Annotated in this window: 12 protein-coding genes; 8 read left to right on the top strand and 4 right to left on the bottom strand. The window is 64.1% G+C overall.

The genetic code is table 11. The features are described from left to right. Window positions 1-19: 19 nt before the first annotated feature. Window positions 20-499 (top strand): Lrp/AsnC family transcriptional regulator, encoded by a 480-nt coding sequence (locus ABMD26_RS14575; protein WP_043192694.1) that lies wholly within the window; start codon window positions 20-22, stop codon window positions 497-499. A 124-nt stretch (window positions 500-623) separates the two neighbouring features. Here the strand turns inward: ABMD26_RS14575 and ABMD26_RS14570 are convergent, their stop codons facing one another. From ABMD26_RS14570 to ABMD26_RS14560, 3 genes are all read right to left on the bottom strand, one after another. After that, entirely contained in the window at window positions 624-1,190 is a 567-nt protein-coding gene (locus tag ABMD26_RS14570; protein WP_192069080.1) for a pseudouridine synthase, read from the bottom strand. 117 nt (window positions 1,191-1,307) lie between these two features. After that, the gene (gene amn / locus ABMD26_RS14565) at window positions 1,308-2,777 is read right to left on the bottom strand and encodes an AMP nucleosidase (protein ID WP_049860862.1); all 1,470 of its coding nucleotides are present in this window, start codon (window positions 2,775-2,777) and stop codon (window positions 1,308-1,310) included. A gap of 80 nt (window positions 2,778-2,857) precedes the next feature. Next, the gene (locus ABMD26_RS14560) at window positions 2,858-5,284 is read right to left on the bottom strand and encodes a 7TM diverse intracellular signaling domain-containing protein (RefSeq protein ID WP_354310407.1); all 2,427 of its coding nucleotides are present in this window, start codon (window positions 5,282-5,284) and stop codon (window positions 2,858-2,860) included. A gap of 310 nt (window positions 5,285-5,594) precedes the next feature. Here ABMD26_RS14560 and ABMD26_RS14555 point away from each other — a divergent pair, with 310 nt between their 5' ends. The 4 genes from ABMD26_RS14555 (at window position 5,595) to ABMD26_RS14540 (ending at window position 9,224) form a co-directional block, all read left to right on the top strand. Then, on the top strand, window positions 5,595-6,392 hold the full coding sequence (locus ABMD26_RS14555) for a hydroxymethylpyrimidine/phosphomethylpyrimidine kinase (RefSeq protein WP_049860860.1): 798 nt from the start codon (window positions 5,595-5,597) through the stop codon (window positions 6,390-6,392). 34 nt (window positions 6,393-6,426) lie between these two features. Continuing rightward, a complete protein-coding gene (gene thiE, locus ABMD26_RS14550) occupies window positions 6,427-7,053 on the top strand; it encodes a thiamine phosphate synthase (RefSeq protein ID WP_090360520.1) in 627 nt (208 codons plus the stop codon). A gap of 17 nt (window positions 7,054-7,070) precedes the next feature. After that, window positions 7,071-8,354, top strand: coding sequence for a glutamate-1-semialdehyde 2,1-aminomutase (gene hemL, locus ABMD26_RS14545; RefSeq protein WP_354310404.1), 1,284 nt, complete (start codon window positions 7,071-7,073; stop codon window positions 8,352-8,354). Window positions 8,355-8,669: 315 nt separating this feature from the next. After that, window positions 8,670-9,224, top strand: coding sequence for a tetratricopeptide repeat protein (locus ABMD26_RS14540; RefSeq protein WP_049860857.1), 555 nt, complete (start codon window positions 8,670-8,672; stop codon window positions 9,222-9,224). A 24-nt stretch (window positions 9,225-9,248) separates the two neighbouring features. Here the strand turns inward: ABMD26_RS14540 and ABMD26_RS14535 are convergent, their stop codons facing one another. Beyond that, window positions 9,249-9,575, bottom strand: a complete 327-nt coding sequence (locus ABMD26_RS14535) for a DUF1820 family protein (RefSeq protein WP_043192686.1) — start codon at window positions 9,573-9,575, stop codon at window positions 9,249-9,251. A gap of 133 nt (window positions 9,576-9,708) precedes the next feature. On the opposite strand from ABMD26_RS14535, the gene miaB reads away from it, so the two are divergent. From miaB to ybeY, 3 genes are all read left to right on the top strand, one after another. After that, a complete protein-coding gene (gene miaB / locus ABMD26_RS14530; RefSeq protein ID WP_090360529.1) occupies window positions 9,709-11,037 on the top strand; it encodes a tRNA (N6-isopentenyl adenosine(37)-C2)-methylthiotransferase MiaB in 1,329 nt (442 codons plus the stop codon). Between the two features lie 241 nt (window positions 11,038-11,278). Beyond that, the gene (locus ABMD26_RS14525; protein WP_354310398.1) at window positions 11,279-12,286 is read left to right on the top strand and encodes a PhoH family protein; all 1,008 of its coding nucleotides are present in this window, start codon (window positions 11,279-11,281) and stop codon (window positions 12,284-12,286) included. After that, window positions 12,279-12,779, top strand: a complete 501-nt coding sequence (gene ybeY, locus ABMD26_RS14520) for an rRNA maturation RNase YbeY (protein WP_049860855.1) — start codon at window positions 12,279-12,281, stop codon at window positions 12,777-12,779. Before ABMD26_RS14525 ends, ybeY begins: the two co-directional genes overlap by 8 nt. Window position 12,780: the final 1 nt, after the last annotated feature.

Raw genomic sequence — 12,780 nt, 5'->3', positions numbered from 1 at the left:
AAACACGAAGGCAGATTTGATGAGCAAACTTGATCGCTATGACCTGAGCATCCTGGCTGAATTGCAGCGCGACGCGCGCATTTCCAACCAGGAACTGGCCGAACGCATTGGTCTTTCGCCGTCGCCCTGCTCTCGGCGCGTCAAGCAGCTCGAAGACGACGGCTACATTTCCCGCCAGGTCGCTCTGCTGGACCGCAAGAAGCTGGGGTTGAGCCTGACCGCCTATGTGCTGATCGGCATGGACCGCCATACCCCGGAACGTTTCGAAACCTTCGAAGCGGCCATTCGCGGACTGCCGCAGGTGCTCGAATGCAGCCTGGTGACCGGCATGGATGCCGACTATCAGCTCAAGGTAGTGGTACCGGACATGGACCACTATCAAAAGCTGCTGCTGGGCCACCTGACGCGGATCGAAGGGGTGACCAGCGTGCGTTCCAGCTTCGTGCTCAACCAGGTCATGGCCAGTACTGAACTGCCGTTGACCCATCTGCGTAGCTGAGGCTGAGGCCTGAGGCAGGCTGGTAGATCTTCGCGGGCAGAGCCCGCTCCCACAAGGGGCAGCGCCGGAGGTAGGCTGGTAGATCTTCGCGGGCAGAGCCCGCTCCCACAGGGGGCAGGGCTTGCTACAAAGTGGCCGGCACCTCGCGCCATTCGCCCTGTCCCAGGCCCTCGAGGCTCCAGTCGCCGATGCGCACCCGTACCAGACGCAAGGTCGGCAGGCCCACCGCCGCCGTCATGCGTCGCACCTGACGGTTGCGCCCTTCCTTGATCACCAGTTCCAGCCAATGGGTCGGCACGCTCTTGCGAAAGCGTACGGGCGGATCGCGCGGCCACAGGTCCGGCTCGTCCAGCAACCGCGCCTCGGCGGGCAAGGTCATGCCATCGTTGAGTTCCACCCCGCTGCGCAAACGCAGCAATTGCGCCTCGTCGGGCGCGCCTTCGACCTGCACCCAATAGGTCTTGGCCAGCTTGTGCTTCGGGTCGGCGATGCGCGCCTGCAGTTGCCCATCGTTGGTCAGCAACAACAGTCCTTCGCTGTCGCGGTCCAGACGGCCGGCCGGGTAGATCCCGGCGATGTCGATGAAATCCTTCAAGGTCGCGCGCCCCTCACCGTCGCTGAACTGGGTCAGCACGTCGAACGGCTTGTTGAACAGCACCAGCCGAGGTTGGGCAGGTGGCGCCTTGGCCACGCGGCGTTTACCGGCGGCAGGACGTTGCTTGGAGCGAGGAGGCAAAGGCATGACAAAAGGCTTTCGTGCGGACAAGGGCGCTCATGCTAGAGGCCCCTGCCCGCCACGGCAAACCTGTCAGCGGAACGGTGGCTCGTCGAAGCTGCGCAGCTTGCGCGAGTGCAGCGAATTGAGCTGGCTGCGCAGCAGATTCAAGGCAGCGATGCCGATGTTCAGGTGCTGGCTGACCGCACGATTGTAGAACGCGTTGGCCGAGCCCGGCAGCTTGATCTCGCTGTGCAGCGGTTTATCCGACACGCACAGCAAGGTGCCGTAGGGCACCCGCAGGCGATAACCCTGGGCGGCGATGGTGCCGCTTTCCATGTCCACCGCCACGGCGCGCGACAGGTTGATCAGCGGCCGCTCCTGGGCCCAGCGCAGTTCCCAGTTGCGGTCGTCGTAGGTCAGCACGGTGCCGGTGCGCAGGCGCTTCTTGAGGTCGTCGCCGCGCTCGCCGGTGACTTGCGCCGCCGCTTCCTGCAAGGCCAACTGCACTTCGGCCAGGGCCGGGATGGGGATGTTGGGCGGCAGGACCCGATCGAGAATCCCGTCCTGGCGCATGTAGGCATGGGCCAGCACGTAGTCGCCGATGGTCTGCGACTGGCGCAGGCCACCGCAGTGGCCGATCATCAACCAGCAATGCGGGCGCAGCACGGCCAGGTGGTCGGTGATGTTCTTGGCATTCGACGGGCCGACGCCGATGTTCACCAGGGTCACGCCATCGCCGTCCTCGGCGATCAGGTGGTAGGCCGGCATCTGGTAGCGGTGCCAGACCACGCTGGCCACCAGCGCCTGGGCCTCACCGTTGTCCATGCTCTTTTCGATGATCACGTTGCCCGGCATCACCAGGCGCACGAAGCGTGGGTCGTTGCGCAGCTGCTCCAGGCCGTGGGTGACGAACTGGTCGACGTAGCGGTGATAGTTGGTCAGCAGGATCCAGGGCTGCACATGCTTCCAGTCGCTGCCGGTGTAGTGGATCAGGCGGCGCAGGGAGAAATCCACCCGCGCGGCATCGAACAGCGCCAGCGGCAGCGGATCGGCCGTGGCCCAATCGTACAGGCCGTCGGCGATACCGTCGGTGGCGGCGGACAGGTCGGTGCTGGGGAACACTCGCGCCAGCGCTGCGGCGGTCACACCGCTGCCGGCCAGCTCGTCGCCCTGGTCGACGACGTAGGGGTAAGGGATGTTCTGCTCGCTGACACCGACTTCGATGGTCACCGCGAAGTCGCGCATCAAGGGCCGCAACTGGTCCAGCAGATAGCCGCGGAAGGCCGCGGGCTGGGTCACGGTCACCGAATAGACGCCAGGCAGGTTGACCTTGGCGTAGGCGCGGGTGATGGCCGGCAATTCGCCGTTGTAGGCGTAGGTCAGGCGCAGTTCGGGGTAGCGGAACAGGTCACGTTCGGCCGCATCCGGCTCGCTGCGATCCTTGAGGTAGCGCTTGAGTGCCTGGCTCAGGGCGCGGGTGGCCCGTTCGTGCAGCTCCGCCAGCCGATCCACGGCTTGTTCGGCGGTTTCTACAACTACGAAGTCTGGGGCATTACTCATGGGGCATGTCCTGGCTGATCTGGCAGTCTTGCATCTTGCCTGCAATGCCGACGAAAGGCACCCCCGTGACGCGTCCCGGATTATGCCGGGGCGGCTCCGGGCGGAGCGTCCGCAGCCAGCGGCGAGAGGGGCTTGGGCTGAGCGAGGACGCAGCCATGCAACAGCGCCTGCAGTTCTTCGAAGCGCACCGGACGCGCCAGACACACCGACACACCTGCCTCCAGGCAACGCTCGCGCTGCCCCTGCTGGCCGACATCGGTGATCGCCAGCACCGGCAGCCGCTCGCACCCTGGCAGGCTGCGCAGCGCGCGGGTGGTCTGCAGGGCGCTTTGGGTCGGCAGGCTGCACTCCATCAGCACCGCATCGAACCGCTCGCGCGCCAGCAGGGCCAATGCGCCTGAACCGTCCTCGGCGGTCCGTACCCGATAGCCGAGCTTGAGCAGCATGCCGCGAACGACCAACTGGTCGACGCTGTTGTCGTCCACCAGCAACACGGTGCATTCGTGGGCAGCGCGCTGGGTACCGAAGGCACCGGCACTGGTGCTCAAGGCCCGGCCCGGATGGGCTTCGACCACCCCCAGACGCACGCTGAATTCGAAACAGCTGCCGCGTCCGGGCTCGGACTGGTGATGAAGTTGACCACCCACCAACTCGGCCAATTGCCGACAGATCGCCAGACCGATGCCCAGCCCGCCGTATTCGCGGGTCATGGAACCATCGAGTTGGTAGAAGCGTTGATAGAGCGTCTCTTCGTCACGATGCGTGAAGCCGATGCCGCTGTCGCTGACCTTGAAGATGACCTGCAGGTGATCGTCCTGCGGATCGCCGCCGCTGACCCGCACGTTGACGCTGCCTTCGCGGGTGAACTTGATGCCATTGTCGATCAGGCAGGCCAGGCACAGCGCGAGCTTCTTGGCGTCCCCCTGCAAACGATCGGGCAACCCCGCCGCCCGCTCGACGGTGAACGCCAGCCCCTTGGCATGGGCCTGGCGACTGAACTGCATCTGCATGCTGTCGAGCAACGCCTGCAGGCTGAACGGTTCATTGCGCGGATAGAGCCGCCCGGCCTGCAGTTCGGTCAGGATCAGAATGTCATCGACCATGCGCATCATGTCCCGCGCCGAGCCTGCCGCAGTGTGTTGATACTGAGCCAGCTCCGGTCCCATGTGCACGGTCTGCATCAGCTCCAGCGAGCCGATCACGCCATTCATCGGCGTGCGCAGTTCGTGGGTGACGGTGGCCAGGAATTCATCCTTCAAACGGTTGCTCGCCGCCAGTTCCTGGTTCGCCAGTTCCAGCTTGAGCCCGGCTTCCTTGAGGGTCTGCGCCTGCTGGTCGCGCAGCACGTTGATGCGGTCGGCCAGCGCCAGCGACAACAGGCCGACCTCCAGCGCCGAGCCGATCTGACTGGCGTACATGGTGATGAACACGTTGGGCAGGTAGCCCAGCACCATCAGGGTGTTGACGATGCCGCCCAGCAGGAACGCGCTCCAGGCAATGATGAAATAGCGCGCCAGGCGCATGCCGCGCAACCAGGCGACGATACCGGCGGTGAAGATCACTACGGTGAAACACAACGCCAGCGCCGTGGCCAGACGCAACGCCAGGGCGTAGCTGGTCGACAGCGACAGCGCCATGACCACGGCGCCGTACACCATCAGGCCGACCAGCAGCCGATCCATCCAACGACTGTGGCGGGCGGTCTGCAGAAAACTGCGCGAGAACAGGCAGCCAAAGAACCCGGCCGCGCCGATGAAGAACGGCGTGGCGGCGTTGGCCCACCACGGGTTGTTCGGCCAGAAATACTCGACCCCGGCGCCGTTCACCGACACCTGGTAGAGCCCGAATGAGGCGATATAGACGATGTAGTAGAGATAGCTGCAGTCGCGCACGCTGAGGAAGATGAACAGGTTGTACACCAGCATGCCCAGCAGCACGCCGTAGATCAGCCCGAGCACGTACAGCCGTGAAGGCTGCGCCTCCAGGTAGGCATTGGCCGACCACAGGCTTACCGGCGCCTGGACCGAGCCCTGGCTGTGCAGGCGCAGGTACACCGTCTTGGCTTCATCGGGCTGGAAAGGCACTTCGAACAGGTAGTTGTTCTGCTTGATCTGGCGGCTGTCGTACGGCAACGCATCGCCGGTTCGCTGCACCAGGTGGTACTGGCCGGCAGCATCGGGCAGGTACAGTTCCAGGTGATCCATCGGCGGATACGCCAGCTCCAGCAGCCAGCTGTGTGGCGATCTGTCGGCACGCGGCACATAGCGCAGATCGATACGCAGCCAGAACACCGACTTCGAATAGCCCGCATTGAGCACGTCGGCATGATGCTGATGGAAGGCCGGAGCCAGGTCGCGGGTGACCTGCTCGATGGTCGCATCGCCGGCCACGTCTTCGTAGACCTGCATCGAGCGGCCGAGCGCAAGGCTGCGCGTGGTCTCGTCGAAGTCGACTGCACACGCCAGCATGGGCAGCAAGGCCATGATCAGGATAAGCAAATAGCGCATACAGCCCCAGCGTGGCACACCTGATCGCATCGGGAAGCCCCCATTCCCTTTGGTTCGATGCAATCGGCACAGCCTGTTATCGATATCGAATGACTCTAGCACAGCGTCTGCGTGCACGACGGGCGGTGCGCAATGTTCCCTCAGTCGGCTCTGGGCCGCTGCTTTCGGAACCTGTCAGAGTGTAATGTCAATATGATACAGAGGCACCGTACAAAGCGCGAACCCTGTCCATCGAACCAGTCATCAGGGCACCCTGCCCAGCGCTTGCGGCCCTGCTACAACGCCGTGCGCCGTGATAAGCTCGCGCACCATGAATATCTATAGCTCCCGCCCCGTTGTCCTCTGTCTCTCCGGCCACGACCCCAGTGGCGGCGCCGGCCTGCAGGCAGATATCGAAGCCTTGCTCGCTCAGGGCTGCCATGCCGCGCCGACGGTTACCGCGCTGACCGTGCAGAACACCGTCAACGTCAGCGATTTCCGTGTGCTCGACCGCGAATGGATCCTGGCCCAGGCCAATGCCGTGCTCAGCGATTCGCCGGTGGCGGCGGTCAAGCTGGGCATGCTCGGCTCGGTGGACATGGTCGCGACTGTGGTCGAGCTGTTGTCGGCCCACCCTCATCTACCGATGGTCTGCGACCCGGTATTGCGCGCCGGCGGTGGCGGCAGCCTGGGCAAGGACGAGGTCGGCTACGCGATGCGCGAACGGCTGCTGCCGCTGGCCACCATCGCCACGCCGAACCTGCCCGAGGCACGCATCCTCGCCGACCTGCCCGAAGGCAGCGCCGACGAATGCGCGCAAAAGCTGCTGCCGTTCTGCAAGCACCTGCTGATCACCGGCGGTCACGGCGACGAGCACGAAGTGCACAACCGCCTGTACAGCCGCGACGGCAGCCGTCGCACCTTCACCTGCCAGCGCCTGCCCGGCAGCTATCACGGCTCCGGGTGCACCCTGGCCAGTGCCCTGGCCGGTCGCCTGGCACTGGGCGAAGGCCTGGAAAGCGCCGTGCAGTCGGCGCTCGACTACACCTGGCGCACCCTGCGCGACGCCGAGCAACTGGGCCACGGGCAATTCGTGCCCCGTCGCCTGCCCCTGGATTTCTGCTCTTGAGCCAAATCTCCGCCCCCTGCCCGAGGCCCGAGCGATGAACTTACGTGGCGTCTACGCCATCACCGACAGCCAGCTGTTGGCCGGCAAGTTCCTCAAGTACGTCGAGGCCGCCCTGGATGGCGGCATCACCCTGCTGCAGTACCGTGACAAGAGCAACGACGAAGCCCGTCGCCTGCGCGAAGCGGAAAAACTGCGTCAGCTGTGCGAGCGCTACAAGGCGCACCTGATCATCAACGACGACGCCGAACTGGCCGCGCGGCTCAACGTCGGCGTGCACCTGGGCCAGACCGATGGCCCGTTGACTCCGGCCCGCGCCCTGCTGGGGCGCAAGGCGATCATCGGCAGCACCTGCCATGCCAACCTCGACCTGGCGCGCCAGGCGGCCCGCGAAGGGGCGAGCTACGTCGCCTTTGGCCGCTTCTTCGCCTCCCAGACCAAGCCCGACGCATCGCCTGCCAGCATTGAACTGTTGGGCCAGGCGCGGGCCGAATTGAAATTGCCGATTGCCGTCATTGGCGGCATCACCCTGGACAACGCAGCGCCGCTGGTGGCCTGCGGTGCCGACCTGCTGGCCGTGGTGCATGCGCTGTTCGGCGCCGACACAGCCCAGGAAGTCACCCGCCGCGCCCGCGCCCTGAACGCGTTGTTCGAAACTGCCTGATGCTAGAGAGCTTATTTATGTCCCGTTCCGAAACCCTGTTCGCCAATGCCCAGAAGCACATCCCCGGCGGTGTCAACTCGCCCGTGCGTGCCTTCAAGAGCGTCGGCGGCACGCCGCTGTTCTTCAAGCACGCTGCCGGCGCCTATGTCACCGACGAAGACGACAAGCGCTACGTGGACTACGTCGGTTCCTGGGGGCCGATGATTCTGGGTCACAGCCATCCGGACGTGCTCGACGCCGTGCGCAAGCAGCTCGAACATGGTTTGTCATACGGCGCGCCGACCGAAATGGAAACCCAGATGGCCGACCTGGTCTGCGCCATCGTGCCGTCCATGGAAATGGTGCGCATGGTCAGTTCGGGCACCGAGGCGACCATGAGCGCCATTCGTCTGGCCCGTGGTTTCACCGGTCGCGACAGCATCATCAAGTTCGAAGGTTGCTACCACGGCCACTCCGACAGCCTGCTGGTCAAGGCCGGCTCCGGCGCCCTCACCCTCGGTGTGCCCAGCTCGCCCGGCGTGCCGGCGGCGTTCGCCAAACATACCCTGACCCTGCCGTTCAACGACATCGCTGCAGTTGAGCAGATGCTGGCCGAAGTCGCCGATGAGGTGGCCTGCATCATCGTCGAACCCGTGGCGGGCAACATGAACTGCGTACCGCCGGCACCCGGTTTTCTGGAAGGCCTGCGTCGCCTGTGCGACCAGTACGGCGTGGTGCTGATCTTCGACGAAGTGATGACCGGTTTCCGCGTGGCCCTGGGCGGCGCTCAGGCGTACTACGGCGTCACGCCCGACCTGAGCACGTTCGGCAAGATCATCGGTGGCGGCATGCCGGTGGGCTGCTTCGGCGGCAAGCGCGAGATCATGTCGCACATCGCGCCGCTGGGCCCGGTCTACCAGGCTGGCACGCTGTCAGGCAATCCCTTGGCCATGGCCGCCGGCCTGACCACCCTGAACCTGATCAGCCGTCCGGGCTTCCATGACGAGCTGAGCGACTACACCGCCCGCCTGCTCGATGGCCTGCAGCAGCGAGCCGATGCCGCAGGCATCCCGTTCGTGACCACCCAGGCGGGCGGCATGTTCGGCCTGTACTTCAGCGGCGCCGACGACATCGTCACCTTCGAAGACGTCATGAGCAGCGATTCCGAGCGCTTCAAGCGCTTCTTCCATTTGATGCTCGACGGCGGCGTGTACCTGGCGCCGAGCGCGTTCGAAGCAGGCTTCACCTCCATCGCCCACGGCGATGCGGAACTGAAGATCACCCTGGATGCCGCCGAGAAAGCGTTCGCCGCGCTGAAGTAAGTCCAAACCGGGAATAGCCATCCTGTAGGAGCGGTCAGTGGCCGCGAAGAATTCACCGCGCAGGGTCAGATTTGCCGCGCATGAGCTTTCGCGGCCACTGACCGCTCCTACAGATAGCCTTGCCACCCCTTCCAGCCGTTCACATGATCGCGTCTTCGAACGGCCGCTCGTCCCTGTGAAGTCTGACCATCTGGACGATATCGCAGAAAAACGAGTAAAGACTTTGTAACCGCCCCCCCGCTTATTTCATAATGCAGCACCCGCCACGTTTCCACGTCGGGTCCGCCCGCATTCCGCAGAGGTAAGTCGATCCCCATGAACCGCACCGGCCGCGCCCTTGCATTGGGCTGCCTGTTGCTTCTTCAGCCGCTAATGGCTACCGCAGGCGGCAATTCGTTGTTGATCCCGGCGGTGGGTCGCTGCACCCTCAATACTTCTGCCCAGGCCTTGCCCGCAGCGCTGGCTGCCTGTCAGCAGGCCGCAAAGGATGGCGATGCACAGGCGCAATTCGAGCTGGGTCAGTTCTACTACGACGGCACGCGCACCGAGCGTGACCTCAATCAGGCCCTCAGCTATTTCGAACAGGCTTCCCTGCAAGGCCATGCCGAAGCGCAGTATCACCTGGGGACCATGTTCTTCAAGGGTGAGGGCGTGGCGGCCAACAACATCCAGGCCTACATCGTGCTGAAGATGGCCGCGGTCAACGGCGCCGAAGATGCGCTGGACGTGGCCGACGAGGTGTCCGGGCAGATGCGCCGCGAAGACCTCGAAGTGGCCACCCAGGTGCTGGGGCAGATTTTCCGCAAATACCTGCTCGAACTGCAGACCGCCGACGGCGGCAGCCGCTCGCCCTTCGCCCCCCTGCCCTGAGCCGGGTCGCTGTCCGGCGAGCGGTTACTTGTCGGGCATCGGCATGGGGAAGGGCATCACGTTGCCGGTCATGCGCGCCTCGCTGATCTTCGGCGTGCCCAGACGCTCGACCTCATCGATCCGCACGATCGAATGCATCGGCACGAAACTGCGCGTCACGCCTTCGAACTGCGCCTTGAGCTTTTCTTCGCTGGGGTCGACGACCACGGTGGTGCGCTCGCCAAAGACAAATTCCTCGACCTCCAGAAACCCCCACAGATCGCTCTGGTAGATCTGCTTGGCGTACATCTCGAATACCTGGCCCTGATTGAGGAAAATCACTTTGTAGATTGGAGCTTCGCGTTTGGTCATCGTCGGCAGATACAAGGTCGTGAGCTTGAAAGAGGGCGAAAACTATAGCATAGCCGCCCGACAGGCAATGCTAGGAACCACCGACCACGGGCACTATAATGCGCGGTTCTTTGAACCACTTGATGATCACCTAATGGCCAAGAAGCTTTACATCGAAACCCACGGCTGCCAGATGAACGAGTACGACAGCTCGCGCATGGTCGACCTGCTGGGTGAACATCAAGCCCTGGAAGTCACGGCCCGTGCCGAAGACGCCGACGTGATCCTGCTCAACACCTGTTCGATTCGCGAGCGTGCCCAGGACCGCGTCTATTCGCAGCTGGGTCGCTGGCGCGAGCTCAAGCTGGCCAAGCCGGAAATGGTCATCGCCGTGGGCGGCTGCGTGGCCAGCCAGGAAGGCGAGGCCATCCGCGACCGCGCGCCCTACGTCGACGTGGTGTTCGGCCCGCAGACCCTGCACCGCCTGCCCGAGATGATCGACGCAGCGCGCATCACCCGCCTGCCGCAGGTCGACATCTCCTTCCCCGAGATCGAGAAATTCGACCACCTGCCCGAACCGCGTATCGACGGGCCGACCGCCTACGTGTCGGTGATGGAAGGCTGCAGCAAATACTGCACCTTCTGCGTGGTGCCCTATACCCGTGGCGAAGAAGTCAGCCGACCTTTCGACGACGTTCTGGCCGAGGTCATGCACCTGGCCGACAACGGCGTGCGCGAAGTCACCCTGCTGGGCCAGAACGTCAACGGCTACCGAGGCCAGACCCACGACGGCCGCCTGGCCGATCTGGCCGAGCTGATCCGCGTGGTCGCCCAGATCGACGGGATCGAGCGCATCCGCTACACCACTTCGCACCCGCTGGAGTTTTCCGACAGCCTGATCCTGGCCCACGCCGAAGTGCCGCAGTTGGTGAAACACCTGCACCTGCCGGTGCAGTCCGGTTCGGACCGCGTGCTGGCCGCGATGAAGCGCGGGCACACGGTGCTGGAATACAAGTCCAAGTTGCGCAAGCTCAAGGCAGCGGTGCCGGACATCTGCATCAGTTCGGACTTCATCATCGGTTTCCCCGGCGAGACCGAGAAAGACTTCGAGCAGACCATGAAGCTGGTCGCGGACGTGGGCATGGATTTCTCGTATTCCTTCATCTATAGCCAGCGGCCCGGCACACCGGCGGCCGACCTGGCCGACGACACCCCCGAGGCGGTGAAGAAGCAGCGCCTGGATGCCTTGCAGCATCGCCTGAATCAGCAAGGGTTCGAGATCAGCCGGCAGATGGTCGGGACCACCCAGCGCATCCTCGTCACCGATTATTCGCGCAAGGATCCGGGCCAGTTGCAGGGGCGCACCGAGAACAACCGTATCGTCAACTTCAGCTGCTCGGATGCCCGACTGATCGGCCAGTTCGTCGACATCCACATCGCCGAGGCCCGCCCCCACTCCCTGCGTGGTGAACTGCTGGCCTGACTGCGTCACCACAACAGGCCGTTCGCGACCGCACATCCTGCTGCACGCCTGCGTAGGAGCGGTCCGTGGCCGCGAACGCCGCGCCGCGGTTGTCTGGTTGACCGCGGCGAACGCTTCGCGGCCGATGGCCGCTCCTACAAGTTGCGTGGAGCGCCATTCGCCGCTCGCCCCTTTCGCCCCGCCCCTGACAGGGGTTATCCTTGGACTCATTTCAATTGCCGTCGGGCGGCCGAATACGACCTTGAACGCACCTATCGAACCACATCGCTTCTTGCTCGAGCCTTTCGAGGCTCGCCGCTTCGCCAACCTGTGCGGACAATTCGACGAGCATCTGCGCTTGATCGAACAGCGCCTGGAAATCGAAATTCGCAACCGTGGCAATCAGTTCGAACTGATCGGCGACGCCCAGCACACGCGCTCGGCGGAAAACCTGCTGCGCCGCCTGTACCGGGAAACCAAGGCCACCGAGCTGTCCCCCGACACCGTTCACCTGTTTTTGCAGGAGTCGGCCGTCGAGGAGCTGGACAGCCCGGCTTCGGGCGAAGTGCCGGTCGCGCTGCGTACCCGCAAGGGCATGATCAAGCCACGCGGCTTGAACCAGCAGCGCTACGTCAAGGAAATCCTGGCCAACGACATCAACTTCGGCATCGGCCCGGCCGGTACCGGCAAGACCTACCTGGCCGTGGCCGCCGCTGTCGATGCACTGGAGCGCGAGCAGGTTCGACGCATTCTTCTGGTGCGCCCTGCCGTGGAAGCGGGCGAAAAGCTCGGGTTCCTGCCCGGCGACCTGGCCCAGAAGATCGACCCCTACCTGCGTCCGCTGTACGACGCCCTGTATGAAATGCTCGGCTTCGAACACGTCGCCAAGCTGATCGAAAAACAGGTCATCGAGATCGCGCCACTGGCCTACATGCGCGGACGCACCCTGAACAACAGCTTCATCATCCTCGATGAGAGCCAGAACACCACCGTGGAACAGATGAAGATGTTCCTGACCCGCATCGGCTTCGGCTCGACCGCGGTGATCACCGGCGACATCACCCAGGTCGACCTGCCCAAGGGCACCAAGTCGGGCCTGGGCCAGGTCATCGAAGTGCTCAAGGACGTTCCGGGCATCAGCTTCACCCACTTCATGCCCAAGGACGTCGTTCGTCACCCGCTGGTGCAGCGCATCGTCGAGGCCTACGAGCGTTTCGACGCCCAGCCCGCCACCGTCAACGAGGCCGGGGACAAACGCCGCGATGCTTGAGCTTGACCTGCAACGGGCCAGCACCGCGCCTGGCCCGAGCGATGCCGAGTTCCGCCGCTGGTGCGAGCTGGCGTTGCGCCAGCGCAGCGCCGATTCGGAGATGACCATCCGCCTGGTCGATGAAACCGAAGGCCGCGAGCTGAATCTCACCTATCGTCACAAAGATTACGCAACCAACGTGCTTTCATTTCCCGCAGACGTGCCCGACGACCTGCTCGACATTCCGCTGCTGGGCGACCTGGTCATCTGCGTCCCGGTGGTCGAGCGCGAAGCCGCCGAACAGGGCAAGGCCCTGGACGCACACTGGGCGCACCTGGTGATGCACGGCTGCCTGCACCTGCTGGGCTATGACCACATCGACGACGATGAGGCCGAGGAAATGGAAGCGCTGGAACGAGAGTTGCTAGCAGAATTGGGTCATCCGGACCCCTATGCCGCCGACGAAGACGTCGACGACACCCCCACCAAAGCAATTGGCAAGGATCACGAGTAAA

Source organism: Pseudomonas sp. PvP001, from assembly GCF_040546375.1.
Lineage (GTDB): Bacteria > Pseudomonadota > Gammaproteobacteria > Pseudomonadales > Pseudomonadaceae > Aquipseudomonas > Aquipseudomonas coleopterorum.
Note: the sequence above shows the minus strand (reverse complement) of the source record. Positions and strands in the feature narration are given on the sequence as shown.